The 24,333-nt window shown below is 66.2% G+C and carries 22 protein-coding genes; 4 read left to right on the top strand and 18 right to left on the bottom strand.

All coding sequences use genetic code 11. The features are described from left to right. Window positions 1-3: 3 nt before the first annotated feature. The 4 genes from HMPREF1868_RS03510 to HMPREF1868_RS03495 all read right to left on the bottom strand — a co-directional run bounded on the left by HMPREF1868_RS03510 (window position 4) and on the right by HMPREF1868_RS03495 (window position 5,777). Window positions 4-861 carry an SAF domain-containing protein gene (locus HMPREF1868_RS03510; protein ID WP_062530488.1) on the bottom strand — a complete coding sequence of 286 codons (858 nt, stop codon included), beginning with the start codon at window positions 859-861 and terminating at the stop codon, window positions 4-6. A 169-nt stretch (window positions 862-1,030) separates the two neighbouring features. Further along, window positions 1,031-2,179 carry a ribosome small subunit-dependent GTPase A gene (locus tag HMPREF1868_RS03505; RefSeq protein ID WP_062530533.1) on the bottom strand — a complete coding sequence of 383 codons (1,149 nt, stop codon included), beginning with the start codon at window positions 2,177-2,179 and terminating at the stop codon, window positions 1,031-1,033. A gap of 57 nt (window positions 2,180-2,236) precedes the next feature. Further along, complete coding sequence (locus HMPREF1868_RS03500; protein WP_062530486.1) at window positions 2,237-4,912, bottom strand: cation-translocating P-type ATPase; 2,676 nt, start codon at window positions 4,910-4,912, stop codon at window positions 2,237-2,239. A 355-nt stretch (window positions 4,913-5,267) separates the two neighbouring features. Next, window positions 5,268-5,777: a NanQ anomerase/TabA/YiaL family protein gene (locus HMPREF1868_RS03495; RefSeq protein ID WP_062530484.1), complete on the bottom strand. Its 510-nt coding sequence runs from the start codon at window positions 5,775-5,777 to the stop codon at window positions 5,268-5,270. Window positions 5,778-6,650: 873 nt separating this feature from the next. Between HMPREF1868_RS03495 and HMPREF1868_RS09970 the strand changes: the two genes are divergently transcribed. The 3 genes from HMPREF1868_RS09970 (at window position 6,651) to pyk (ending at window position 10,254) form a co-directional block, all read left to right on the top strand. Beyond that, window positions 6,651-7,052 carry an IS110 family transposase gene (locus HMPREF1868_RS09970; RefSeq protein WP_231782250.1) on the top strand — a complete coding sequence of 134 codons (402 nt, stop codon included), beginning with the start codon at window positions 6,651-6,653 and terminating at the stop codon, window positions 7,050-7,052. 615 nt (window positions 7,053-7,667) lie between these two features. Continuing rightward, a complete protein-coding gene (locus tag HMPREF1868_RS03485; RefSeq protein WP_062530482.1) occupies window positions 7,668-8,675 on the top strand; it encodes a 2-hydroxyacid dehydrogenase in 1,008 nt (335 codons plus the stop codon). Between the two features lie 136 nt (window positions 8,676-8,811). Then, window positions 8,812-10,254 carry a pyruvate kinase gene (pyk, locus tag HMPREF1868_RS03480; RefSeq protein WP_062530480.1) on the top strand — a complete coding sequence of 481 codons (1,443 nt, stop codon included), beginning with the start codon at window positions 8,812-8,814 and terminating at the stop codon, window positions 10,252-10,254. Between the two features lie 223 nt (window positions 10,255-10,477). On the opposite strand, the gene HMPREF1868_RS03475 is transcribed toward pyk, so the two are convergent. The 6 genes from HMPREF1868_RS03475 to HMPREF1868_RS03450 form a co-directional block, all read right to left on the bottom strand. Then, window positions 10,478-11,893 carry a glycoside hydrolase family 1 protein gene (locus HMPREF1868_RS03475; RefSeq protein WP_062530478.1) on the bottom strand — a complete coding sequence of 472 codons (1,416 nt, stop codon included), beginning with the start codon at window positions 11,891-11,893 and terminating at the stop codon, window positions 10,478-10,480. A gap of 25 nt (window positions 11,894-11,918) precedes the next feature. Further along, the gene (locus HMPREF1868_RS03470; RefSeq protein WP_304437894.1) at window positions 11,919-12,902 is read right to left on the bottom strand and encodes a PTS sugar transporter subunit IIC; all 984 of its coding nucleotides are present in this window, start codon (window positions 12,900-12,902) and stop codon (window positions 11,919-11,921) included. Between the two features lie 3 nt (window positions 12,903-12,905). Then, a complete protein-coding gene (locus HMPREF1868_RS09850) occupies window positions 12,906-13,388 on the bottom strand; it encodes a PTS transporter subunit EIIB (RefSeq protein WP_062530474.1) in 483 nt (160 codons plus the stop codon). Between the two features lie 74 nt (window positions 13,389-13,462). Then, complete coding sequence (locus HMPREF1868_RS03460) at window positions 13,463-14,305, bottom strand: PRD domain-containing protein (RefSeq protein WP_062530472.1); 843 nt, start codon at window positions 14,303-14,305, stop codon at window positions 13,463-13,465. 181 nt (window positions 14,306-14,486) lie between these two features. Next, window positions 14,487-14,708 carry a type II toxin-antitoxin system RelB/DinJ family antitoxin gene (locus tag HMPREF1868_RS03455; protein WP_062530470.1) on the bottom strand — a complete coding sequence of 74 codons (222 nt, stop codon included), beginning with the start codon at window positions 14,706-14,708 and terminating at the stop codon, window positions 14,487-14,489. Window positions 14,709-14,981: 273 nt separating this feature from the next. Continuing rightward, window positions 14,982-15,695 carry a class I SAM-dependent methyltransferase gene (locus tag HMPREF1868_RS03450; RefSeq protein ID WP_062530468.1) on the bottom strand — a complete coding sequence of 238 codons (714 nt, stop codon included), beginning with the start codon at window positions 15,693-15,695 and terminating at the stop codon, window positions 14,982-14,984. 185 nt (window positions 15,696-15,880) lie between these two features. On the opposite strand from HMPREF1868_RS03450, the gene HMPREF1868_RS03445 reads away from it, so the two are divergent. Continuing rightward, window positions 15,881-16,603 (top strand): gamma-glutamyl-gamma-aminobutyrate hydrolase family protein, encoded by a 723-nt coding sequence (locus tag HMPREF1868_RS03445; RefSeq protein ID WP_062530466.1) that lies wholly within the window; start codon window positions 15,881-15,883, stop codon window positions 16,601-16,603. 18 nt (window positions 16,604-16,621) lie between these two features. On the opposite strand, the gene HMPREF1868_RS03440 is transcribed toward HMPREF1868_RS03445, so the two are convergent. From HMPREF1868_RS03440 to asnA, 8 genes are all read right to left on the bottom strand, one after another. Beyond that, window positions 16,622-17,869, bottom strand: a complete 1,248-nt coding sequence (locus HMPREF1868_RS03440) for a type II toxin-antitoxin system HipA family toxin (RefSeq protein ID WP_255353935.1) — start codon at window positions 17,867-17,869, stop codon at window positions 16,622-16,624. Between the two features lie 26 nt (window positions 17,870-17,895). After that, window positions 17,896-18,246 (bottom strand): helix-turn-helix domain-containing protein, encoded by a 351-nt coding sequence (locus tag HMPREF1868_RS09540; protein ID WP_072500690.1) that lies wholly within the window; start codon window positions 18,244-18,246, stop codon window positions 17,896-17,898. Between the two features lie 91 nt (window positions 18,247-18,337). Next, window positions 18,338-19,006 carry a nitroreductase family protein gene (locus tag HMPREF1868_RS03430; protein WP_062530462.1) on the bottom strand — a complete coding sequence of 223 codons (669 nt, stop codon included), beginning with the start codon at window positions 19,004-19,006 and terminating at the stop codon, window positions 18,338-18,340. 320 nt (window positions 19,007-19,326) lie between these two features. Further along, window positions 19,327-19,674, bottom strand: coding sequence for a type II toxin-antitoxin system PemK/MazF family toxin (locus HMPREF1868_RS03420; protein ID WP_062530458.1), 348 nt, complete (start codon window positions 19,672-19,674; stop codon window positions 19,327-19,329). Continuing rightward, window positions 19,667-19,942: a type II toxin-antitoxin system RelB/DinJ family antitoxin gene (locus tag HMPREF1868_RS03415; protein WP_009277803.1), complete on the bottom strand. Its 276-nt coding sequence runs from the start codon at window positions 19,940-19,942 to the stop codon at window positions 19,667-19,669. The genes HMPREF1868_RS03420 and HMPREF1868_RS03415 overlap by 8 nt, the downstream gene beginning before the upstream one ends. Window positions 19,943-20,462: 520 nt before the next feature. Then, window positions 20,463-20,696 carry a hypothetical protein gene (locus tag HMPREF1868_RS03410; RefSeq protein ID WP_062530456.1) on the bottom strand — a complete coding sequence of 78 codons (234 nt, stop codon included), beginning with the start codon at window positions 20,694-20,696 and terminating at the stop codon, window positions 20,463-20,465. A 514-nt stretch (window positions 20,697-21,210) separates the two neighbouring features. Next, window positions 21,211-22,371: an iron-containing alcohol dehydrogenase gene (locus tag HMPREF1868_RS03405; protein ID WP_062530453.1), complete on the bottom strand. Its 1,161-nt coding sequence runs from the start codon at window positions 22,369-22,371 to the stop codon at window positions 21,211-21,213. A gap of 152 nt (window positions 22,372-22,523) precedes the next feature. After that, window positions 22,524-23,531, bottom strand: a complete 1,008-nt coding sequence (gene asnA / locus HMPREF1868_RS03400) for an aspartate--ammonia ligase (protein WP_062530452.1) — start codon at window positions 23,529-23,531, stop codon at window positions 22,524-22,526. Window positions 23,532-24,333 lie beyond the last annotated feature (802 nt).

Raw genomic sequence — 24,333 nt, 5'->3', positions numbered from 1 at the left:
CACCTAACCCTTCCTGTCCTTCTCCCGACCCGGGCCAGACCCTTCCGGGGCGGCCCCCTTCGCCTGGCCCGCAGCACCGTCCTTCCCGTCCGACCCGTCCTTGTCGACACCCGCCTGACCCGGCTTGGACGGTTTCTCCTCACCGCCAGCCCGCACCCCCTCGACAGCCGGGGAGTCGGCGGGATCCTCGAGCTCCTCCGGGGCCTTGGCCGTCTCGGCCCCCTCGCCGTCCCGGACGTCCTCCGCGGGGAGCACCAGCCTCAGGTCGCCCTTCGCGCTGGACGAGAGGACCGCCGACACGTCCTCGGGAAGCACGGCCAGGCCCAACTGACCCGAGCCGGCGATGGGAGAGGTGCCTGGGGAGGAGATGACCTGCATGTCACGGGCGAGAAGCTCCGACCCCGTGTCGCCCACGCGATAGGCGATGACCTGGGAGCCCACGGCGACGTTGCGCGAGATGCCCAGCTTGTCGGTGATGGGAAGGGAGAGGCCGACGTGTCCCGCGGGAACCTGGGCCGAGTCAGACGCGTTCCTGAACGCAAGCTCCGTGACCGGGGCGTTGCGCGCCACCGGTACGCTCACCTCACGCCCCACGACGTCCTCCAGCCGGGTCGCGGCACCCTCCGGCGCGAGCGCGGCCGCCCAGTCGCGCACGGCCACGTCCGCCTGGCCAACAACCTGCCCAGGCTCCAGGCCCTCTCCCGCCACCACCAGCCCCACGATCTCCCCGCCGTAGCGCGCGATGGCATCGGAACGCGCGCGGTCGGCCTCCTCGCGCACGCCCTGCACGTAGACGTGGCAGAGGAGCAGTGCCAGGACCGCGCAGGCGGAGGCGAAGACGACCCTGAACCTCAGCGACATGCGAACCCCTCCCCAGACAACTTCCCCAGGGCGACTTCGCCCGTGAGGAAATTGTCACGTCAGAGGAGGGGTCCGCCCGCGTCCTTAGAAACCGGGCTGGCACGAAGCTGGCGCGTAACTGGCAGGCAGCTGCGCGCATCTATGGTCTGAGCAGGCGTTTGTAGAAAAGTCAGAGGACCACGTCTGGGTCCAGGATGTCCAGGGAGGCGCGCATCTCGCCCGCGAGGGCGACGTAGGCGTCGTATTTGGGGCGGCGGACGGCACCGGACTCAAGAAGCGCCCTCACGGCGCAGCCGGGCTCGTGCGTGTGCGTGCAATCGCGGAAGCGACAGTCGCGAGCCGCGGCGGCGAGGTCGGGAAAGACCAGTGCGAGACCCCTTTCGTGCCCCACCAGGGGCAAGCTCCTGAGTCCCGGCTCGTCCACGACCACCCCTCCTCCGGGGACGCTCACCATGCGTCGGGCGACCGTGGTGTGGCGCCCCGCGTCATCGGAGGCCCGCACGCTCCCCGTCTCGAGCGAGTCGTGCCCGAGGAGGGAGTTGAGGAGGGTCGACTTGCCCGCCCCGGACTCGCCCAGGACGATGGCGACGGAACCACGAGGCACCAGCTCCAGGACGCCACCCAGGCCCCAGCTCGCCCCTGCCGCGAGGGCGGCCGCCTCCAGGCCCGGGCGACCTCCCGTCGCGGGCTCCACGGAGCAGCTGGCGCAGACCGGCACGTCTTCGCCCAGGACCGCGCGGATGGAGCCGACGTCGCGGGAGAGGAGCGACGACCCAGCCCTGTCCGCCTTGGTGAGGACCACGGCCACCCGGCAGCCGCAGTCGCAGGCGACCACGGCAGAGCGCACGATGCGGTCGCAGGGGACGGGCGTCTCCCCCAGGGCCTGCACGACGAGGACGACGTCGACGTTGGCCGCAAGGGTCTGGCGCTCGCCCCGAGAACCACCGCGCCAGCGGGCGATGTCGCTCTCGCGCGGGAGGACCTCCTGGATTATGCCCATGTCATGGGCGGGCGGGCGTCGCAGGGCCACCCAGTCGCCCACCGCGGCGCGCCCCTTGCTGGCATCCACGCGGCCGGCCTTCGAGAGCGCCACGGCGAACTCCGCCCTGAACGCCCCCTCCCGGCAGAGGACGACGGGGAAGCCCCGGTCCAGGCGCACCACGCAGCCCAGGCTCAGCTCGCCCTCCCCCTCGCGGCCGCCCGCAGTCCCCTCCCTGTCCATGATTCCAGCAAAGGCGGCCTCCTGGCGTCCGCTTGCGCGCAGCTCGGAGAAGTCGGGCAGGTCGGCAAGGGAGAGGGGCCCCGACGGGAGCCCCATGCCCCCGCCGACGCCCCTCTTGGCACGCCTGCCTCTGTCGTTGCGACGACCCAACGCTTAGGCTTTCGCCTTGTCGACGCGGCGCATGATGGCCTTCTCCAGCTCGACGATCGGGATGATCAGCGCGGCGAGGCCCATCGAGATGGCGTAGTGGACGAGGTCCAGCTCGGCGAAGTCGAAGGCCTCGGAGAGCGGCGTCTCGATCACCACGAAGGTCAGGAGCAGGGCCACGACGAAGGCGCCCCAGAGCCAGAAGTTCTGCTTCTTGAGGGTGAAGACGGACTCGCGGCGGCTGCGCATGTTGAGCGAGTGGAACATCTCGACCATCGAGAGCGTAAGGAAGGCCATGGTCATGCCCTCGAGCCCGCTGCCGTTGCCCGCGACCACGTCGGCCAGGGATACGCCCTCCGTCGCCAGGCCGATGAAGTAGGCGACGAGCGTCAGCACGGAGATGATGGTGCCCTGGACGATGGTGTCGAGGCCCATCCCGTTGGAGAAGATGCCGTCCTTCGAGTCGCGGGGCTGGCGCTCCATGATGTTTGGCTCGGCACCCTCGGTCGCCATGGCGAGAGCGGGCAGGGAGTCGGTGATGAGGTTGATCCAGAGCAGGTGCGTGGGCTCGAGCAGGGTGAAACCCATGAGCGACGCGACGAACACCGTGATGACCTCGGCCAGGTTGGAGCTCAGGAGGAACTGGATGCACTTGCGGATGTTGTCGTAGATCCGGCGACCCTCTTCGCAGGCGTTGATGATGGTCGCGAAGTTGTCGTCTGCCAGGACCATGTCGGCGACGTTCTTGGTGACGTCGGTGCCGGTGATGCCCATGCCCACGCCGATGTCGGCCTTCTTGATGGAGGGGGCGTCGTTGACGCCGTCACCGGTCATGGCGACGACCTTGTCCTTCTTCTTCCAGGCGTCGACGATGCGCACCTTGTGCTCGGGCTGGACGCGGGCGTAGACGCCGAAGCGCTCCACCTCGTCGGCGAGGTCCTCGTCCGAGATGCGGTCGAGCTCGGCACCGGTGATCGCCTGCTCGCGGCTCTCGATGATGCCCAGTTCGCGGGCGATGGCCACGGCCGTGTCGATGTGGTCGCCCGTGATCATGACCACGCGGATACCGGCGGAGTGGGCCTCCTCGATGGCCGCCTTCACCTCGGGGCGGACGGGGTCGATCATGCCGGAGAGCCCGACGAAGGTGAGGTCCTGCTCGAGGAAGCCGGGCTCGAAGGACTCGGGCATCTCCTTGCCCCAGTCGCGCCGCGCCGAGGCCATGACGCGCAGGGCGCGGTCCGCCATGGCCTTGTTCTGGTCCATGACCTGGCGGCGGAGCTCGTCGGTCATGGGCACGACGCCGTCCTCGCTCATGTAGCGGGTGCAGCGGGCCAGGACCACGTCGGGGCCGCCCTTGGTGTGCTGCTCGTAGCCGTCGTGATCCCTGACCACGACCGACATCATCTTGCGGCCGGAGTCGAAGGGCGCCTCTCCCACGCGCGGGCGGCTCTGCGCGAGCTTCGTGGTGGTGTAGCCCTCCTTGGCGGCATCCGCGACGAGGGCGGCCTCGGTGGGCTCGCCGGTGGCGACGCCCTCGGCGTCGTCCCACTTGGCATCGGAGGCCAGGGCCATGGTGCGCACGTGGGCCGTGAGGTCCTCGGTCGCGTGCTCGACCACGGTCATCTTGTTCTGGGTCAGGGTGCCCGTCTTGTCGGAGCAGATGATCTGGGTGCAGCCCAGGGTCTCGACGGCGCTGAGCTTGCGGATGATGGCGTTCTTCTCGCTCATCTTGGTGACGCCCATGGAGAGGACGATGGTCACGACGGCGACCAGGCCCTCGGGGATGGCGGCGACGGCCAGGGACACGGCGATCATGAAGGTGTTGAGCACCAGGCCGAGGTCAGAGATGAAGCCCAGGCCGTGCTTCACGAAGCCGGTCAGGAAGACGATGGCCGAGATGGCGACGACCAGGATGGTGAGGGCCCGCGAGAGCTCGTCGAGCTTGACCTGCAGGGGCGTCTGCCCCTCCTCGGCCTGGGCCAGGGCGTCGGCGATCTTGCCCATCTCGGTATCCATGCCGCAGGCGACCACGACGGCGCGGCCGCGGCCGAAGACGACGGTGGAGCCCATGTAGCACATGTTCTTGCGGTCGCCCAGGGGCACGTCGTCGGCGCCCTCCTCGAGGGAGATGACCTCAGCGTGCTTGGTGGCCGGCACGGACTCGCCCGTGAGGGCCGCCTCCTCGATTTTCATGGAGGCGCTCTCGAGGATGCGGCAATCCGCCGGGACGGAGTCGCCCGCCTCGAGGATCACGATGTCACCCACGACCAGCTCGGAGCTCGGCACGCTGACGACCTTGCCGTCGCGGACGACCTTGCTGGTGGCGGCTGCCATCTCCTGCAGGGCGGCAAGCGCCTCCTCGCTCTTGGCCTCCTGGACCACGCCCAGCACCGAGTTCAGCACGACGACGAACATGATGATGATCACGTCGGCGAAGTCGGCCTCGCCCTGGACGATGCCCGTCAGGGCCGAGATGACGGCCGCGATGATGAGCATGATGACCATGGGGTCGGCCATCTGCTGGAAGAAGCGCTTCCACAGCGGGTCCTTCTCGGCCTCCTTGAGCCTGTTGGGCCCGTTCTGCTCCAGGAGCTCGGCGGCCCTGCCGACACCGAGCCCCTGCTCCTCGTCCGCGCCGCACTCCTTGAGCACGTCCTGCGCGGGAACCAGATACTCTCTCACTGCTATCCCCCCTGGGTCTGGTGGCGGCCCCCTGCCGCCACGGCGACGCACCTGGCAGATTGATGCCCGATCATAATTCCCCAGGAGGGGCAAGGGCTCACCAAGGTTGCCGTGCCAGGCACCTTATAAGCAAGACATTGTACATGCGAGAGGCCACTCGCCGTACCACGGGAACGTCACCGTTCCACGGAAAGCTCGATGTGGGTGGTTTTCTCGGCGAAAAGCACCCGGAACCACCCACTTCTTGCCCCAAGTGGCAGGTGAAGCACCCACATCGCCCCTCTCGCGGCAAGGGACGCGGCCACGAGGGACACACGCGCACCACGCTCCGGCACCCCATCCCCACCCACTCGCCCTAATCCCAGAGCTCGTCGGCCAGGATCTTGAAGCAGACCTTCCGGATGGGGCCGGGCTCCATGCCCGCCGGGGCCAGGTTGGGCATGTGCGGCTCCCCCACCACGAAGAGGGCGAAGCGCCCGTGGCCCAGTTCCCCGCCGAACTCGTCATCGTTTCCCACCGCCACATCGAGGTACTGCTTGTCCGCCCCCTCGTCGTAAGGCGAGAGGGGCTCCGTCGCTCCCGGGGTCACGAGAAACGCCTCGTAACCCTCGACGTCCACCTGGAGGTCCATGTAGCGACGGTGCGCCTCGTAATGCGCGTCCCCACGCCTGCGCGTGGTGGCGTCCTGCGCCAGCGCGAAGACCCTGTCACCCAGGATCTCGTGCCTGCCTGCCTCGAGGGCACGGTAGTCGTTCTTCCCCAACCAGTCGATGAGCACGTCAAAGCCTCTGTAGAGGCCACCGTAGCGCTCGACGCCAGCCATGCCGTCATAGATCATGTCCCTCTCCTCCACCTCGGTGCGCACGCCACTCCTCGGCGACGCCCACGCCATCTCGTCAGGACCGGTTCCGTGCCAGCCGCTTGGGCTAGACGATATGAAGAGAGGTGGCTGGGACTCGCTCTGGTGATGACCGAATGGGCCCTCTTCGGGGGCAACGTGAGTTAGCCTTGCCGCTGTCGGTGTCAGGCATATCACAATCACGGGAGGTCCCAGCCATGCTCAATTCTACATACGTCGGTCTTGACGTGCATGCAAGGTCCATCTGCGCCTCCGCGCTCGTGGTCGAGACGGGCGAGGTGCTCCGGTCGTCGTTCGGCTACGACGCCAGCGCGGTGGCGGGGTGGTGCAAGGGGCTGCCGCAGCCGGCCAGGTGCGTCTACGAGAGCGGCCCCACCGGCTTCGACCTGCAGCGGAAGCTCGAGGCCGCCGACGTGCCGTGCGTCGTCGGGGCCGTCTCGAAGATGCTCCGGCCGTCCGGGGACAGGGTGAAGACCGACAGGCGCGACGCCGCCTTCCTCGCCCGCACGCTCGCCGTCGGCAACGTGGTCGAGGTCGCCGTGCCCACGCCCGCCCAGGAGGCGGCGCGCGACCTTTCCCGTGCACGAGAGGACTGCCGCGAGGACCTGATGCGCGCGCCACCAGCTCTCCAAGTTCCCGCTCAGGAAGGGGATCGTCTGGGACGGGGGCGCCACGTGGACCAGGAGGCGCCGCGCCTGGCTGTCGTCGCTGCACTTCGGGGAGCCCAGCGAGCGGCTCGTCTACGACGACTACCTCGCTTGCGTCACCAACGCCGAGGAGAGGCGGGACCGCCTCGACGGGGCCATCGCCGAGCAGGCGGCGACGCCCGAGTGGGGGCCGACGGTCGCGAGGCTCTCGGCGCTGAGGGGCATCGCCACCGTGTCCGCGTTCTCGATCGCGGCGGAGGTCGGCGACTTCTCGCGCTTTCCCGACGCGCGGTCGTTCATGTCCTACGTCGGCCTCGTGCCCTCCGAGTCCTCGAGCGGGGAGTCCCGGTCGCGCGGCAGAATCACGAAGACCGGGAACGGGCACGTGAGGCGCCTGCTCGTCGAGGCCTCTTGGCACCATGCGAGGGCGTGGCCGCCCGCGCTGGAGACTCAGCGGGAGGCGGCGGCCAAGCTGGCGCCGCGCGACGCCGCGTCGGCAAGGAAGGCGAACCGCAGGCTCCATGACCGCTACGCCGCGCTCTCCAGGAGGGGCAAGGCCCCGAACCTCGTGAAGGTCGCCGTGGCCCGCGAGATGGCCGGCTTCGTCTGGGCGCTCGCGACGGGCGCCGAGTAGGGCGCACCGACAAAACCACATCGTCCCGCGTCCCGACGAGATGGCGCGTGGGGCAACCCGCGAATCCGCTATGTGCAGCCCGGAGACGGGCCATGCACGAACCTAGACGCGCGGAACTCCCCAGCCGAGGCATCGGAATGCGTTAGCCAACACGCGGATGTCAGACTCGCAGTCGTGCGTCGAATCAGACACGCTTGAGTGCCGCGGACCGGGACGGTTGGTCATAGGGGGAAGGTCCCAGCCCGAGTCGAGAAACCTTGGGCTGGGACCTTTTTGCCCCTTGACACGAGGGGCTACATATCAGCAGGTAGAACGCTTGCCCGGTTTTGAAGTTGTATGCGAGAACAGCAAACAACTTCTCTCGCCCACCGGCTCGGCGCGGACGCCCCACCGTCCCCCGGGCGCGCGCCCGCCGACTTCGCGCGCGGCTCCGCCGATTGTCGCCCCTCGCCCGCCGCGCGCGGCTCCGCCGACCCCCACCGACCCCCACCCGCTCTCCCCGCGACCCGACGGGCGAGCGGCGACCTGCGCCTCAGGACCCTCACCTGCGTTAGAATCAAGACGTCAGAACGTACTTGGATCGGGGCTGCGGCTCCCAGAGAAAGGAATCGTCACATGAACGTTCTCGTCTTCGGCACCAAGAGCTACGACAAGTCCTCGTTCAACTCGATCCTCTCCGACTACCCCGAGCTCAAGGTCGACTTCACCGAGACCAACCTCACCCCGCTCACCGCCACACTTGCCCAGGGCTACGACGCCGTCTGCGCCTTCGTGAACGCCGACATCTCGGCCATGACGCTCGAGGTGCTGCGCGGCCTGGGGGTCGGACTGATCCTCATGCGCTGCGCCGGCTTCGACGCCGTCAACGTGGACTTCGCCAAGTCCCTGGGCATGAAGGTCACGCGCGTCCCCGCCTACTCGCCCGAGGCCATCGCCGAGCATGCCATGGGTCTCGCCCTCACCGCCAACCGCCGCATCCACAAGGGCTACATCCGCGTGCGCGAGAACAACTTCTCGCTCGAGGGGCTCGTGGGCGTGACGCTGCACGGCAAGACCGCGGGCATCATCGGGACCGGCCGCATCGGCGCCGCGCTCTGCCGCATCTGCAAGGGCTTCGGCATGACCGTCCTGGGCTCCGACCTCTATCCCAACCAGAGCCTCGTCGACGACGAGCACATCATCGACGAGTACGTGGACTACGACACGCTGTACGCCCGCGCCGACCTCATCTCGCTCCACGCCTTCCTCAACGAGGACAGCTACCACATGATCAACGACGAGAGCATCGCCAAGATGAAGGACGGCGTCATCTTCGTCAACACGGGCCGCGGCGGCCTGGTCGACTCCAACGCGCTCATCCGCGGCATCAGGTCGGGCAAGATCGGCGCCGCCGGCCTCGACGTCTACGAGGAGGAGAACGCCAACGTCTACCAGGACCGCGAGGACCAGATCCTGGGCTCCTCCATCACCGCCCGCCTCTGCTCCTTCCCCAACGTGGTCATGACCTCCCACCAGGCCTTCTTCACCAAGGAGGCGCTGGGCCAGATAGCCAAGGTCACGCTCCAGAACGCCCGCGCCTTCGCCAACGGTACCGATTTTGTGGAGCGCAGCGTCGTTTGCTAGGCAAGTTGCCCATTTGTCAATGACGCATCTGCGGACGTCCTATAATCATCGGTCGTCAGTTTTGTTGGACGCCAAAATCAGGCTGGTCCCCTTTCGGACCAGCCTGAGTCACATAGGAAGACCGAAAGGAACGAACATGCCTGCCAAGAGAACCAAGATCGTCTGCACCATGGGTCCCGCGACCGAGAGCGACGAGGTCCTGACCGAGCTCATCAAGAACGGCATGAACGTGGCCCGCTTCAACTTCAGCCACGGCAGCCACGACTACCACCGCAACAACATCGAGCGCGTCCGCCGCATCTCGAGCGAGCTGTCCATCCCCGTGGCCATCATGCTCGACACCAAGGGCCCCGAGATCCGCACCGGCCTGCTCAAGGACGGCCAGAAGGTCACCCTCAACACCGGCGACGACATCATCGTGACCACCGACACCTCCATCGAGGGCACGGCCGAGCGCTTCTCGCTCGACTACGCCGAGCTCCCCCACGAGGTGGAGAAGGGCTCCACCATCCTGATCGACGACGGCCTCATCGGCCTGGAGGTCGACCACGTCGTGGGCGAGGACATGTACTGCAAGGTCACCAACGGCGGCGAGCTGGGCGAGCACAAGGGCGTCAACGTGCCCAACGTCGAGGTGGGCCTGCCCTCCGTCACCGAGCAGGACCGCGCCGACATCATGTTTGGCTGCGAGCTGGGCATCGACGCCATCGCCGCGTCCTTCATCCGCAACGCCGGCGCCGTCGAGGAGATTCGCCAGATCTGCGCCGAGAGTGGCATGCGCAACGTCTACATCTTCCCGAAGATCGAGAGCGCCATGGGCGTCAAGAACTTCGACGAGATCCTGGCGGTCTCCGACGGCATCATGGTCGCCCGCGGCGACCTGGGCGTCGAGATTCCCGCGGCGCAGGTCCCTCATATCCAGAAGACCATCATCCAGAAGTGCAACGACGCCTACAAGCCCGTCATCACCGCCACGCAGATGCTGGACTCTATGATCCGCAACCCCCGTCCCACCCGCGCCGAGGTCAACGACGTCGCCAACGCGGTCTACGACGGCACCGACTGCGTCATGCTCTCGGGCGAGACCGCTGCCGGCAAGTACCCCATCGAGGCCGTCAAGACCATGGCCTCCATCTGCAAGGAGACCGAGCGCTACCTGCTCGAGCGCCACAATTTCCACGACCGCGGCGGCCTGCGCAACGTCAACGCCTCCATCGGCCTGGCCGCGGTCGAGATCGCCGACCGCGTCAACGCCAAGTGCATCATCTGCCCCACGCACTCCGGCCGAACCGCGCGCCTGATCTCGAACTTCCGTCCCAAGCTGCCGATCTACGCGATGTCGCCGTCCAACCACGCCATCCGCAAGACCTGCTTCCAGTGGGGCGTCCACGCCTACAAGACCACCGAGCAGGGCTCGCTCTCTGCCACCTGCTACAACGCGCTGACGGTGGCGAAGGAGCAGGGCCTGGTCGAGAAGGACGACCTGGTGGTCATCACCGCCGGCGACCCCCAGACCTCTCCCTCCCAGGGCGACTACATCACCTCGACCAACATGGCCATGGTGTCCCAGATCCAGTAGCGCGGGCGCTCATAGTCGCACGTCAGGCGGGGCGGTCCAACTTCGGGCCGCCCCGCCCTCCTGTGTCCGCGCCAACAAGGCGCACGGCCCGTCGCGGCGCGTCCCTCTCCCCCACCCGACCATGCCCGATGCAAGCGCCGGGGAGGCGCGCCATGCGAAGGGGAGAGCCGCCGCGGCCATCGCCGAAGCGGCTCTCCCCTCTTGGAACGTGTGCCTGGCCCGACTAGAGCTCGGCCCCGTTGGTCCTAATCACGTTCTGGTACCAGAAGAAGCTGTCCTTGCGGACGCGCTCGAGGCTCCGCAGGTCGTGCTCGCCACGGTCCACGTAGATGAAGCCGTAGCGCTTGCGGAAGCCCTGGTGCGAGCTCAGGAGGTCCATGACGGACCAGGGCGAGTAGCCCATGAGCTCGACGCCGTCGCGCATCGCGTCGCGACAGGCCCCCACGTGGGCGCGCAGGTAGTCGATGCGATAGTCGTCGTGCACGCGCCCGTCGGCCGTGAGCTCGTCGGGAGCCCCCAGGCCGTTCTCGGTGATGATGATGGGCACACGGTAGCGTGCGTAGTACTCGTCGAGCACGATGCGCAGGCCCATGGGGTCGATCTGGGCACCGTACTCGCTGGCCTCGAGGGAGGGGTTCCTCTCGTCGCGGCACCAGCCGTACTGGTCGAAGTCCACCTCGTTGCCCCGGAAGGCGCGAGACCCCAGGGGGTGCTCGTCGTCGACGGGGAGGTAGCTCGCGCAGAGGGTGCGGTAGTAGTTCAGCGCCAGGTAGTCCATCTTGCCATGGCGCAGGGTCTCCGCATCCTCGGGGAGCATGACGGGCACGATGCCGCGCTTCTCGAGGTAGTCCATGTAGAAGCCGGAGTAGGCACCGTACTGGCACATGTCCAGGTTGTACAGGGTCTTGAGGTAGTCGTTGCTGCGCGCGGCCCAGACGTCCTCGGGCTTGGGTGTGAGCGGGTAGGTGCAGGTGGACGAGATGGCAGGGCCCACCAGCCCTCCCTCGACCAGCTCGTGACAGGACCTCGTCGCGCGGGCGTGCGCCAGGGACATGTGGTAGTCCATCTGGGCGCGCAGGCGGTCGGCCTCGAGGGGGTCGGACGCCGCGATGTTCATGCGCTCGTCCACGCGGACCATGAGGTTCTGCTCGTTGATGGTCTGCCAATGCTTGACGCGGTCGCCGAAGCGCTCGAAGCAGATGCGGGCATAGCGGTCGAAGGCATCGACGCAGCGACGGTCGGCCCAGCCCCCGTGGCGCTCCACGAGCGCCCAGGGCAGGTCGAAGTGGTACAGGGTCACCCAGGGTTCGATTCCCGCGGCGAGCAGCTCGTCGATGAGCGCGTCATAGAAGGCGACGCCCTCCTCGCTCACCTCGCCGTCGCCGTCGGGAACGATGCGCGTCCAGGCGATGGAGAAGCGATACATGCCCAGGCCGAGCTCCTTCATGAGCGCGACGTCACCGCGCCAGCGGTGGTAGAGGTCGCTGGCGACCTTGGTGTCGGCCTGGCGGTCGGAGCGCTTGAAGGCGTTGTGGTCCGCGACGCTCGGGCCCTTGCCGCCCTCGTCCCAGCCCCCCTCGATCTGGAAGGCCGAGGACGAGGCGCCCCACCTGAAGCCCTTGGGGAAGCTTGCTGGCATTGCGTGCTCCTCTTCCACGATCTGGCTAGGCCTGGGCGGCGACGGAGGCCGCAGGGGCCTTCTCGCCCACAGTCGCGGGCAGGTCCTCGAAGCCCACCACGTAGGTGGCGACGCAGGCGCCCACGAAGGCGACCAGGCAGCCCACAAGGTAGAAGACGAACGGGGTCATGCCGAAGGCGGCGTAGGTGAAGATGGTCAGGACGCCGTTGTTGGCGAAGGCGTCGCCGTAGACCCCGCCCGCGCCCATGATGGCGCCGCCGATCGCACCGGCGACGATGGCGCAGACCATGGGCCTCTTGAAGCGCAGGTTGCAGCCGTAGATGGCGGGCTCGGTGATGCCGACGAGCACGGCCGAGATGACCGCAGAGGCAGAGACGCCCTTGAGCTGCTCGTTCTTGGTCTTGAGCATGACGCCGAGGGCGGCTCCGCCCTGGGCGAAGTTGGCAGCGCCGGCAAAGGCGAGCAGGTTCTGCCTGCCGCTCACGGCGACGTCGTTGAGGCCCACGGGAAGCAGGGCGCGGTGGGCGCCGAAGATGACGAGCACGCCCCAGAGGCTGCCGACCACGGCACCGCCGAGCAGGGCGTTGAAGTTCATGAGGGCGTAGTAGACGACCTGGATCACGTTGCCGATGACGATGCCCACGGGCCCGAGGAGGCAGAGGGTGAGGGGCAGCATAACGATGAGGGAGACGCCGGGGACCACGATGATCTGCAGGATCTCGGGGACGTACTTCTTGAGGAAGCGCTCGACGTACATGAGGACGAGCACGGCCAGCAGGATGGGGATGACCGACTCGGTGTAGCTGAAGACCTTGGTTGACTCACCGATGGTCCAGGCCGCCTTGACCACGGGCAGGCCGAAGATGACCGTCGCCGTGGAGGTATCCTGAATCAGGGCGTCGACCTGCGGGTAGCAGAGGAAGCCACCCAGCACCATGGCGATGATCTCGTTGCACTTGAGCGCCTTGGCCGCGGTGTAGCCCAGGAAGACGGGCATGAAGTAGAAGATGATCTAGCTCGCGGCATAGAGGAGCACGTAGGTATCGGAAGTCGCGATGTCGATGCCCTGGCGCGCGAAGATGAGCTTCGCGGCGGTGAGCAGGCCCTTGATCAGGCCGGCCGCGGCGATGGCGGGAATAAGCGGGGTGAACATCTTGGCGACGGTCTGCAGGATGCGGTCGCCCAGCTTGCCCTTGGGCTCGTCGGCGACGGGCTTGCCGGTCTCGGCGTCGACGAGGCCGGTGCCCTCGATGCCCGCCATGGGCAGGAGCGCGTCGTAGACCTTCTCGACCTTGGCCCCCAGGACGACCTGGAACTGGCCCTGGGCCTTGACCACCTGGATCACGCCCTCGGTCTGCTCGACCCTCTTCTGGTCGACCTTGCCCTCGTCCTTGAGGACGAGCCTGAGCCTGGTGAAGCAGTGCGAGACGTCAGAGATGTTCTCCTTGCCTCCCACCGCCTCGAGGATTTCTGCCGCGCTCTTTGCTGGATCCATCCGTACTCCCTTTCCTAGGGGCTTGTAGGGCTGACTTGGGGCCTCGCCGCGCGACGCCGCCGGCGCCGTGGGGGCTATTGGGCCTTGAGGAATTGGTTGACGTGCATGGCGAGGTAGAGGCGCTGCTCGCTTGTGCACTCCCAGGAGCTGCGCTTGCGGAGGTGCTCGACGATGCGCTCGGTGCAGGCATAGGCGGCAGGGTAGGCCTTGCGGATCATGGCCAGCATGCCATCCGCGTCGATGCCCCCCTCGGGCGGCTCGGCGTCGCCGAGGAGGACCGAGACCAGGTAGCGCAGGTGCGTGATGAAGCGGGTGTAGGCATAGCACTTGTGGTCCAGCACCCCGCCCGCGAAGGACTCCACGATGGAGACGATCTCCTCTATGAGCTCGGTGCTCTCCATGACCAGGTGCATGCCGCCCGCCCCAGAGGCCTGGTCCATCTCGGCGCTGACGATGTGCACGGCAATGGTGTAGGCCTCGGAGTCGGGCAGGCGAATCCCGCAGCAGCGCTCGCAGACGTCCAGGCCCTTCCAGCCCACCTCGACCTCGCGCGGATACACGATGCCGATCTGGGTCGAGAGCGGGTTCTCGAGGTGAATCCCGCCCTCCTCTCGACTGATGGCGAACTGCAGGTGGTCGGCGAGGGTCAGGACCAGGTTGGGATTGAGCTCGCCGAAGCGGTCGCCTGCCAGCTCGATTATCTCCGCGGAGGCCTCGAGCACCTTGTCAGAGAGCGAGACCAGCATGGGAAGCAGGCTCTTGTCGATGCCATAGAAGGCGCGCTCGATCTGCGTGGAATCCTTGAGCTCGTAGGGAGTCTTGGGAAAGCCGATGCCACGACCGAAGACCACGAGCTTGCGCCCGCTGTCATCCAGTGCGATGGCCACGTTGTTGTTTATCTTGCTGACGATAAACATAAAAATACTCCCTGGAGCGGCACAGCGACAGGCGCGCCAGAGGCCAGACGCCTCTGGACCCAAGTCATGGCCAGGCGCGTCTGGCTAGTGCCACATGCAGCGGAGGGAGTTCGAGACGTAGGCGCTGCGCATGCGCGAGGTCATCGTGCAGGGAAGGACCCTCGCAAGCAAGATGGACGCCCTAAGAAAGCGCCACCGTATCTCCGCGCGCATCGGCGATCCCCCCATCCCCCACCTTCGGGGCGACTATCTCGAACGGAAACGTACCGGCTCGGTTGAACGCCGAGATGAACATCCGGATGGCGTTGGACGGCGTGGTCCCGATCTGCTCGGTCGCCTCGAAGAAGCGGTCCTTCTCGTCGGGAAGGACCTTGGCCACCACCGGCGTCAGCTTTTCCTTCATGTTCACCCCTGCGAGCTGTTTTTTGCTACGTTTTGCTGCTGCATTGGTATTACTTCGTATGCCTTAGGTATACCAGATAATACCTTTCGCTCCGTCGAGAAAGGGAGGCATTTCGCAGACGGCTGCTGGAGGCATGCGAAAAGATGATTGCGACCCAAGAAGGAGGGGCGGCGGACCCATCTGGACCCGCCGCCCCGACGTTCGAGCGCTCCATGTGTTGACGGGCCGGTGCTTGGAGCCGCGTCCCACCGTCCCCTTCGTCGATGCTCCGGCCTAACGTTGGGCCTCCACAGCGATCCAACCCTCTTCGCTCAGATGGCAGCGACAGGACGAGAAGCCCGCTCCCAGCATGGCCGCCTCGTACCCCTCGGGCGAGAGGACCGTCAGGTCGTACTTGCGGATGTTCGCCAGGGTGTCCGGGTCGAGCCCCTCGTGCAGGTACACGTCAGCGACCAGGAGGAAGCGGCCGCCCGGACGGACGACACGAGCGACCTCGCGCAGGTTCGCCTCGGGGTCTGGCCAGAAGTAGAAGCTCTCGACCGTGGTCACCACATCGAAGCTCGCATCTTCAAAGGGAAGCTTGGCCACCGAGGCGCAGACCACGTCCATCGCGCCCGCTGCGATGGGCTCGGTGTTTGCCAGGCGGGACTGCTCGCATGAGACCTCGGAGTAGTCCAGTCCGGTGACGTGGCCCCACAGGGTGCCGTCCCCGGCCGCGGCGATGCGCTGGCCCAGGCGGCCCATGGTTGCCCCTCCACCGCAGCCCACGTCCAGGGCCTGGTCGCCCGGGGCGAAGGACAGGAAGTCGAGTGCCCAGTTGGTGAGGCCCTCATGGCTCTGGTTCATGCGCCGCAGCATCTGGGCGCCGAAGCTGCCCTCGGGGCGGGCGGGGTTTCCCGCCTGGGTCACACGACGCTCATGGTCGTCAAGCCCTGCCACGCCGCCCTCCCATTCGACGCGGTCGTTCGTCTGGCCTTCGCCTTCCATGGGATCCTCCCGTTCCTCTCGCCCATACGGACGACCCATGTCGACCGTCCAGCGTCACGTTTGTCACGCCCACCCTAGCCAAGCCACGACCGCTCGGCAACGGTCTTTCGACTTTGTCAATTGCCTGCCATGCGTGCAATTGTGGTCTATGCTCAATAGGTTGCCAAACGAACGAGGATGCGAGCATGAAGCCAATCATAGGAGTGACCCCCCTTACCAACCCCGACACGGACGAGACGGTGATCCGTCCCGGCTACTTCGAGGCGCTGACTGCCTGTGGGGCGATTCCCGTCATGCTTCCCTACACCAACGACGTGACCGACATCGACCAGATCCTGGGTCACGTGGACGGCATCCTGCTCACCGGCGGCTACGACGTCAATCCCCATCTGTACGGAGAGAGCCCGCTGCCCCAGGTGGACGAGCCCCAGAGGGAGCTCGACGCCCTGCAGATGGTGCTGGTGCCTCGCGCCGTGAGCCGCGACCTGCCCGTGCTGGGCATCTGCCGTGGCATCCAGGTCATCAACGTCGCGCTGGGCGGCAACCTCGTCCAGGACATCCCCACGCAGTGCCCGCAGAGCCACACCCACCGCATGGACCCGCCCTTCGACGCACCGTGGCACGACGTGAGCATCGTCGAGGGAAGCCCTCTTGGCAGGCTGCTCGACGGGGAGCCGTCCATGGGCGTCAACAGCAAGCACCACCAGGCCCTGCGCGAGCTCGCGCCGGGAATTGAGCCCATGGCCTGGTCGGACGACGGGCTCGTCGAGGCCGTGTGGATGCCCCAGAAGAGCTACGTGTGGGCGGTCCAGTGGCACCCGGAGCTCATGTTTGCCAGCGACTGGCACCAGCGGCGGCTGATCGAGAGCTTCGTGGCCGCAGCCCAGGAGCACGCGTCCGCGAGGTAGCGAGCGCAAGTCCTTGTTCTATTTGAGCTGTGCCATGATGCGCTCGAAGTTGCGCGTTATTGGCGTCTCCATCCTGGATCTCAGCTCCTCGATGCCCGGAAGACCCTCGCTGGCATCGAACACCCCGCCAATCTTGCCGATTACATCGGACGCGATCCGCAGCATAGTCTCCACGCACCATGCCTCGTCGAATCCATAGCCCCTCATGCCCGCACCCTCTGCATACTTGCTCAATGCCTTTCTGCTCATCCGACCGAAGCGATTCTCTCCCCCTATGCCCATCGCAAGCCGTCCGTCCCTGCGCATGGACTCGTAGCAAAGGCCAGATGCGACGTCGTACATCGGAGCCAGAAGCGCGTCGCCCCCTCCGCCCAGCAGGACCGAATAGTTCTTGGCATGAGCATCTGGAGCCCCTATCAGCGTGTTGAAGAAGAGCATCCTGGTGAACAGCTCAACATTTGTGCGTGCCCTGCTGGTCTTCGACAGCAACCGTACGACGTCCAACGCCCCGGGGCCTCCGTCAATCGTGTACTTCATGTCGGGCATGACGCCCAAGGCCTGGCATAGGTCCTCCTGGTGGATGCGAGCGATCTCGCCCTCTCGGCCGACCGCCCTGTCATAGCAACGAACGACGATTGCGGGCTCATCTCCGAACATCCTGTATTCGACCCTTGATACGGGCAGGTTGCATGCAGCAGCAAGTCTCATGCACACGTATTCGTTCAGAGCCTGGAGGCTATAGCCAAGGACCCCGTTCTTGAAGATATGCGTGGTCGCGGCGGATCCCTCGCAGGAGCACCACGCGCCTTCTCGCAATGCAAGTGCGAACTTCCCCTGATTGCCACCCAACGACCAATGCTCCCCCCTCCCCACCCAAGAGTCCTCCGGGCCTTGGCGAAGCCGTCTGAGGCGATTGCAAATCTGTTCGTCAGAGAGGGACACGTAGCGTGAGGAGCGTCCCAGCACCTTAGACACGCTGTCTGGCGTGCAGAACTGGACCCCGCCAGGACAGTCCAGGCCGATATGCTCAAGCAGGGCCAGGGGATTATTGGCGCTCACGTCGAACTCACGTGCAATGTCTCGGCGGACTGCCTCGCTGTCGGGCAAGAGGCCGAACAGATAGGGCCTTAGTCTTCGCTCCGCATATGCACCATTCCTCACGGGAAGGGAAAGGGAGAGGGGAATTCCATCGTAGCCATCGGCATACCTGAACTCGAAGCTGCCCGAGTCGGTCTGCGAGAGCATGCCGACCTCTTTGGTTCCCATAATTGCGACAAGCTGTCGGGACATCCTCACCCCTCCCAGCCATACGCATCGGAGAGGGACTCGGCAACAAAGTCCGCGTAGGTCTCTTCATAGCATTTCGTTAGCTCTTCGTCAGACACCTGAGGCGAAGCAGACGCCTGCCGCACGGCAGTCGCGGTGCTCGAGCCACCACCAACATACAGCGAGAGCCCAAGGGAGCCCAAGATCCCCAAGAGTTTGTCGAGTCGAATGCCCGTCGCCTCTCCCTGCTCAAGCGAGAGCACAAGCCGCTCGGACACCCCGGCCTTGTCCGCAAGCTCCCGCCGCGTCAGCCCAAGCTCGAGCCTCCTCGAACGAACCGCTTGCCCCATTTGTCTCGGAATGTGAATCTGTCGCATCGTCAATCCAATCCGCAAAGTTCTGCGGTCAATCACCAGGACAGCGCAACTCAACATTGTCACATGGTGAGAGGTACGGGTAGCACGGGGACTACGCCCAGTCGAAGTTCTCCCTGCCAGCGCCCAGCTCGAAATGATGCCTCACGATGCCCAGGTCGACGCCGGCGAGCGCCCCGGGCGCATAGCTCGCATGCACCGTGCGGCCCGAGCCCTCCAGCATGAACGCCTGACGGTTGATGGCAGTGGGGGCAAGGAGGGCCGCCTCGACGCCCGCCCTGAACCACTCGGGCTCCTCGCCTGCGTAGGAGCTCACCTGGTCCGCACGCTTGGAGCGGTGAGGCCTCCCCTGCTCGAGGCCATGGCCCACGCAGACGATGCCCACGAGCTTCTCGCCCTGGGCCATACCCGCCGCACGCGAAGCACCGCCACGGCTGAAGGTCCCGCCCACCCACCAGCTGTTCAGGCCCAAGGTCTGGGCATGGAGCATGAGGTCCGAGCTGCACCAGCCCAGCGCCTCGTCGAGCGAGCCGTCCTCGGGACCCATGAGGGCGACGTAGTCACGCACGCCGCGGGCGAGCGTCATGCGGAGCAGCGCGCCAAAGGCATGTCCGTCGTCGTGGACGAGCACCATGTGGGTGCCATGCTCGTGGTTGAGGAGCTCGACGCGCCCCTCGAGGGCGGCAAGACCCTGGTCGTCGAGCGACCGTCCGTCGAATTTCCTCACCGTGTGGCGCGCGGCCATGGCCTCTTGCATGTTCATATGTGACGTCCCTTCGGTTCGCGTTGGGGAAAGACTATCCCAGCTCGATGACGTCCAGGTCGTCGGGCACGAAGACCTGGCCGCCGAAGAGCGGTGCGCCCTTCGCCAGATAGAGCTCGCGGCGTCGCCCGAGCTGCTGCTCTCGCTCGGCACGCGATTGCGCACGCTCTTTTCGCCCAGCACGCTGTTGCGCACGGCGGACCCTGCGTTTGCACAGATGGTGAGAGGGGCGAGTGTGCGCAAGCGCGTGGCGGATGCCGGAGGCGTGCGCAACTGCGTGGCGGCACAGCTCGCACACATGCCGACCTGCCTTGCAGGCATTAGCGCGCCTCCGACGCGACCTTCCGCAGGATGCCGGCAAGCGCCAGGGCATCCCTCTCGCTCAATCGGCCAATGCGTCCCGCAGTCCCCAGGTACGAGGCAGGAATCTGGGCAATGCGATCCACCCGAGCGATCGACGGCTTGTCCAACCCCGCCTGTGCCCAGTCGACAAGCCTGTAGTCATTCTCAAGATGGAGCTTGTTGGTGGCGCTGGTAACCATCATGACCAGCTGGTCTCTGCCATCAGACGCCAGCACGATAACGGGCCTGTACTTGTAACCCTTCCCTTCCTGAAAGTTGAAGCGGGCGTGCCAGACCTCCCATCTGCATAGGTTCAAGTCACTCATCCTCGTCCCAGTCCGCAGGGAGGATGGCGGTGTCCGAGGAGTCCAGCTGTGCCTTGTATGCCAGCGCCGAGAGCTCCTCGAAGCTCGGAGCCTCAGGACGGAGGTCAAAGGGAAGGCCGCCGACCTCTATCGACTTGACCAGGAACATGTTGATCGCGTCATTCAGGCTGATGCCCCAGCGCGCGTAGACCTTCCGCGCCCCATCGCGCACCTTGCGGGGAGCGCGTGTCTTTATCTCCGCGTCATGAGGGGGTGTCACAGTTGCCATACTTTACCTCCTTTGCAGTACTTACCCGAATAGTACCCAAATCGGGTACTATCTCGAAGTCTTTCAAGCGAGATGAGCGGTGCCTTTCTCGCTTGGCACGCACGAGCGCACGAAGTGCCCATCCCGCACGCGCATGCGCACACGTTTTTCATCCAGCACGCTGTTGCGCACGCCCTTTTCGCCCAGCACGCTGTTGCGCACAGCAGACCCTGCGTTTGCGCAGATGGCGAGGGGGACGGGCGTGCGCTTTAGCGTGGAGGATGCCGGAGATGTGCGCAGCTGCGTGGCGGATGCCGGAGGCGTGCGCAACGACGTACTGGCGGCACGGCCGCACATGGACCGCCCAGCACGCAAGACATCAGTGAACATTCGATGCAATCTTCCTCAGAATGCAAGCGAGCGCCAAGGGATCCCTGTCGCTCAGTCGGCCGATGCGTCCTGCAATCCCCAGGTACGAGACCGGAATCTGAGCGATGCGGTCAACCCAAGCAATCGATGATCGCTTCAAAGGCATGGGCCATCAGAGGTACATCACGATGAGCTCTACCATGCAGATGGCAGCCATCCCAATCAGTATGCCGCCAATCGCGTGGCCCAGCCCGTCTCGCTTCTGGGCCTCGATTTGCTCATCGGTCGCCTTCCTGTTTCCCGCAATGGACCTGAGACCCCTGCCGGACACGAGCAACGCTCCCCAAACAACTAGGACCAGAGAGACGACAAGCAGAGCCACCACCCCGATGGACTTCGTTTCCATGCCATCCTCCTGCGGAACCGATGAATAATTCACTCCGGCCACATCATAACCCGACCGACCGAGTGCCCGCGAGGATGCCCCGTAATGTCAAATATACCTATCTACCTGCTAATATGGCGTAACTGACGTCAGGGAGCAGACGCCAGAACGACAACGGGCCTGTACTTGTAGCCCTTCCCCTCCTTAAAGCTGAAGCGAGCGCGCCAGACCTTCCGTGCCTCGTCCCGCACGCGATTGCGCACGCCCCTTTCGCCCAGCACGCTGTTGCGCACAGCAGACCCTGCGTTTGCGCAGATGGAGAGGGGGACGAGTGTGCGCTTTCGCGTGGAGGATGCCGGGGACGTGCACAACTGCGTGGCGAGTCCAGACGAATGCGCGCAACGGCGTGCCAGCGACCCAGAGGCATGCGCAACGACGTACTGGCGGCACGAGCCGAAGCCGTAACACAACTGGCCACGCCTCGCACCGCCACCAGCGCCGTACGCGCGTCCCTCTCGCCTGGCCCTCGCTCCCGCTAGAGGGCGGCAGAGTAGATCTGCTCGATGTCCCTCTCGCCCAGCTCCACGAAGCTGCCCCTGCAGCCCGCGGCTGCCTTCCTGGCCATCACCGCGAAGTGCTCGTCACTCGCGATGCCCACCTCGCGCAGCGTCGCGGGCATCCCCATCGTCCCGAAGAAGAACTCGCGCGTAAGGCGAATGGCCTCGCGCGACGCGGCCATGTCGTCGGCCTCAGTCACGCCCCAGACGTTGCGGCCATAGCGCGCAAACACGGGAGCCGTGCGCTCGTCCAGCACGTGCTCCATCCAGGCGGGCGTCAGGATCGCGAGCCCCTCTCCATGCGTGATGTCATAGAAGGCTGAGAGCTCGTGCTCCATGGGATGCACGCACCATGCCGGCGAGCAGCCCTCGCTCACCAGGCCGTTGATGGCGTGGCTCGACGCCCACATGAGGTTGGCGCGCGCCTCGTAGTCGTCCGGCTTGGCCAGCGCGATGGGCCCGTAGTGGATGCAGGTCTTGAGGATGCCCTCGGCGAGGCGCTCCTGCAGGAAGCTGCCAGGCTCGAAGTGGAAGTAGTTCTCGAAGGTGTGGCTCATCATGTCCGCCGTCCCCGCTGCCGTCTGGCGCGCGGGCACCGAGAAGGTATAGCTGGGGTCGAGCACGGACATCGTGGGAAGCAGCGCCGAGCCGGCCGTCCCCCACTTCTCGTTCTTCTCGAGGTCGCTGATCACCGCGAAGGCGTCCATCTCGGACCCCGTGGCCGAGAGCGTCAACACGGTGTAGATGGGCAGCGCGGCCTCGATCAGCTGCGGATGGATGACCAAGTCCCAGGGGTCCCCGTCGTAGCGGGCGCCCGCCGCGACCACCTTCGCGCAGTCGATGGAGCTGCCCCCACCGATGGCGAGGACCATGTCGATGCCGTTGGAGCGGCAGAGCTCGACGCCGCGTCGCACCGTCTGGATGCGGGGGTTGGGCTCGACGCCATCGAGCTCAAAGACCTGAATGCCGGCCTCGCCCAGGACGCGAAGCGCCTCGTCGTAGATGCCATTGCGCTTGATGCTGCCGCCGCCGTAGCAGAGAAGCACCCGATCGCCGCTCTGGCGCAGCTCGCTCAGGTGGCTGATCTGGCCTCGGCCGAAGTGAATCTTGGTGGGCGCAAAGTAGGTGAAGTCGAGCATGGCACTCCCCTTCCGACGACGTCCGTGCCGTCCCCACGGCATCGTGACGGGAAGAGCGTAGCACGGAGGGGAGAGGCCCGAGCCCTTTGGCTGGAATGCGGGCGCACGCGACGGTCGTGCGAGGCCATGACCGGAGCGGCCATGCTAGAACGCTAGAGCAGCCGCACCCCGTGCTCCTCGCAGGCACGCACCATGTCCTCAGGCCAGATGCTGGCCTGCACCTCTCCAACGTGGACGCGGCCCAGGAGCAGCATGCACAGGCGGGACTGTCCGATGCCGCCACCGATGGTGAAGGGTAGCTCGTCCGTCAGCACCGCGCGGTGGTACGGAAGCTCGGCTCGCTCGGGGCACCCCGCCTTCTGGAGCTGGGAGCGCAGTGCCACGGCATCAACGCGGATGCCCATGCTCGAGATCTCGAGCGCGCGCTGCAGGGGCTCGTACCAGAAGAGGATGTCGCCGTTGAGCTGCCAGTCGTCGTAGTCCGGCGCGCGACCGTCATGCGGCTCGCCGTTGGAGAGCCTCTCGCCTATGCGCATCAGGAAGACGCAGCCCAGCTCGTGGGTGATCGCGTCCTCGCGCTCGCGCGGCGTGAGGCCGGGATAACGCTGCAGCAGCTCCTCGCTGTCCACGAAGTGCATCTCGTCGGGCAGGCGGTAGAAGGCGTCCGGGTACTTGTACCAGACCTCGTGCTGCATGTGCTTGATGATGCGGAAGACCTCGGACGCGGTGCTGCGCAGGGTCTCCTCACTGCGGTCCTCGCGGCGGATGACGCGCTCCCAGTCCCACTGGTCCACGTAGCAGGAGTGCAGGTTGTCCAGCTCCTCGTCGCGGCGCACGGCGTTCATGTTGGCGTAGATTCCCTCGCCCGGCTGGTAGCCGTACTTGCGCAGCGCCATGCGCTTCCACTTGGCCAGCGACTGCACGACCTCCACGGTCTCGTCCGGCTGCCAGGGCACGTCGAAGCTCACGGGGCGCTCGACGCCGTTGAGGTTGTCGTTGAGGCCGGAGCTCCTCTCCACGAAGAGCGGGGCAGAGACGCGCGAGAGCCTCATCTCGCGGCCCATCTCGCGCTGGAAGGTATCGCGGATGTACTTGATGGCATCCTCCGTCTGGCAGACGCTCATCTTGGGGTCGTACTGCTCGGGCAGGTAGAGGGACATGTCTGGCGCTCCTCGGCGATCAGCTTTGCGTTTGCACGTATGGCATTGTGCTCGCAGTGGGCATGCCCAGGCAAGCTCTCGGCAAGGGCGCAACACGCTGATAATACAGGCGAGAGGGGCGCGCATGCCGCCGGCGCGACGGCGGGGACAATACGCTGCGGCCGCGGCTGCGTCACGCTGTGGCTGCGTCACGCACGCTGACGCGCACACGCAGTACCGCCGAGTACGCTGATACGCACGCCAATTTCGCCGAGTACGCTGATACGCACGCGCGCTAGCACGTTTGCCCAGTTGGGCGCTGACGACATTGTGCGCTCGAGCGTGGAGAATTCCGGGCGCGTTCGCTTCAGCGTGTGGGATGGCCCGCACCGCACCATTGGGGTATGCCTCGTGGTTTTGGGCGTTCTTCTGCTCGCGCTTCCCGCAAGGCCCGCACTTGCCGGTGCGGCGAGGGCGGTGTCCATCGTCGTTCTGGCAGCCTGCGCTCTGATGCTTTGCATGGGCTTCGCGTCCAGCGAGGGCCTTGCGCTTGCGTTCGGCGGGGTCGGCGCCGCCATGTGCGGCGGCGTCCTGCCGCTTGTGCGCGAGGGGAGGGTTAGCTGATGTTCGAGAGGCTCGCCGAGCCCCACAGGGCCTCCCCCGCCTCTGACGGGGACGGGGCTGGCATGCCGGCCGCCTTCTGCCGCGGCCACGGGGGAGGCCCTTCGGCGACGGGCTCCTGACCGTCCTCGCCCCCGAGGGGGCGTGCTGCTCCTGGAGCCGGGCGCGGCAGACCCTGATTCGCAGCTAGCCGAGATGTGTA

The sequence above is a fragment of the Olsenella sp. DNF00959 genome, assembly GCF_001553055.1.
Lineage (GTDB): Bacteria > Actinomycetota > Coriobacteriia > Coriobacteriales > Atopobiaceae > Olsenella_I > Olsenella_I phocaeensis.
This window is presented reverse-complemented; position numbering and strand designations above follow the sequence as displayed.

Excerpts from the sequence above, each read along its gene's own strand:
- HMPREF1868_RS03510 (WP_062530488.1), bottom strand. The coding sequence starts at position 861 with ATGTCGCTGAGGTTCAGGGTCGTCTTCGCCTCCGCCTGCGCGGTCCTG.
- HMPREF1868_RS03505 (WP_062530533.1), bottom strand. The coding sequence starts at position 2,179 with ATGGGGCTCCCGTCGGGGCCCCTCTCCCTTGCCGACCTGCCCGACTTC.
- HMPREF1868_RS03485 (WP_062530482.1), top strand. The coding sequence starts at position 7,668 with ATGAACGTTCTCGTCTTCGGCACCAAGAGCTACGACAAGTCCTCGTTC.
- pyk (WP_062530480.1), top strand. The coding sequence starts at position 8,812 with ATGCCTGCCAAGAGAACCAAGATCGTCTGCACCATGGGTCCCGCGACC.
- HMPREF1868_RS03475 (WP_062530478.1), bottom strand. The coding sequence starts at position 11,893 with ATGCCAGCAAGCTTCCCCAAGGGCTTCAGGTGGGGCGCCTCGTCCTCG.
- HMPREF1868_RS09850 (WP_062530474.1), bottom strand. The coding sequence starts at position 13,388 with ATGGATCCAGCAAAGAGCGCGGCAGAAATCCTCGAGGCGGTGGGAGGC.
- HMPREF1868_RS03460 (WP_062530472.1), bottom strand. The coding sequence starts at position 14,305 with ATGTTTATCGTCAGCAAGATAAACAACAACGTGGCCATCGCACTGGAT.
- HMPREF1868_RS03455 (WP_062530470.1), bottom strand. The coding sequence starts at position 14,708 with ATGAAGGAAAAGCTGACGCCGGTGGTGGCCAAGGTCCTTCCCGACGAG.
- HMPREF1868_RS03450 (WP_062530468.1), bottom strand. The coding sequence starts at position 15,695 with ATGGAAGGCGAAGGCCAGACGAACGACCGCGTCGAATGGGAGGGCGGC.
- HMPREF1868_RS03445 (WP_062530466.1), top strand. The coding sequence starts at position 15,881 with ATGAAGCCAATCATAGGAGTGACCCCCCTTACCAACCCCGACACGGAC.
- HMPREF1868_RS03440 (WP_255353935.1), bottom strand. The coding sequence starts at position 17,869 with ATGGGAACCAAAGAGGTCGGCATGCTCTCGCAGACCGACTCGGGCAGC.
- HMPREF1868_RS09540 (WP_072500690.1), bottom strand. The coding sequence starts at position 18,246 with ATGCGACAGATTCACATTCCGAGACAAATGGGGCAAGCGGTTCGTTCG.
- HMPREF1868_RS03430 (WP_062530462.1), bottom strand. The coding sequence starts at position 19,006 with ATGAACATGCAAGAGGCCATGGCCGCGCGCCACACGGTGAGGAAATTC.
- HMPREF1868_RS03420 (WP_062530458.1), bottom strand. The coding sequence starts at position 19,674 with ATGAGTGACTTGAACCTATGCAGATGGGAGGTCTGGCACGCCCGCTTC.
- HMPREF1868_RS03415 (WP_009277803.1), bottom strand. The coding sequence starts at position 19,942 with ATGGCAACTGTGACACCCCCTCATGACGCGGAGATAAAGACACGCGCT.
- HMPREF1868_RS03410 (WP_062530456.1), bottom strand. The coding sequence starts at position 20,696 with ATGGAAACGAAGTCCATCGGGGTGGTGGCTCTGCTTGTCGTCTCTCTG.
- HMPREF1868_RS03405 (WP_062530453.1), bottom strand. The coding sequence starts at position 22,371 with ATGCTCGACTTCACCTACTTTGCGCCCACCAAGATTCACTTCGGCCGA.
- asnA (WP_062530452.1), bottom strand. The coding sequence starts at position 23,531 with ATGTCCCTCTACCTGCCCGAGCAGTACGACCCCAAGATGAGCGTCTGC.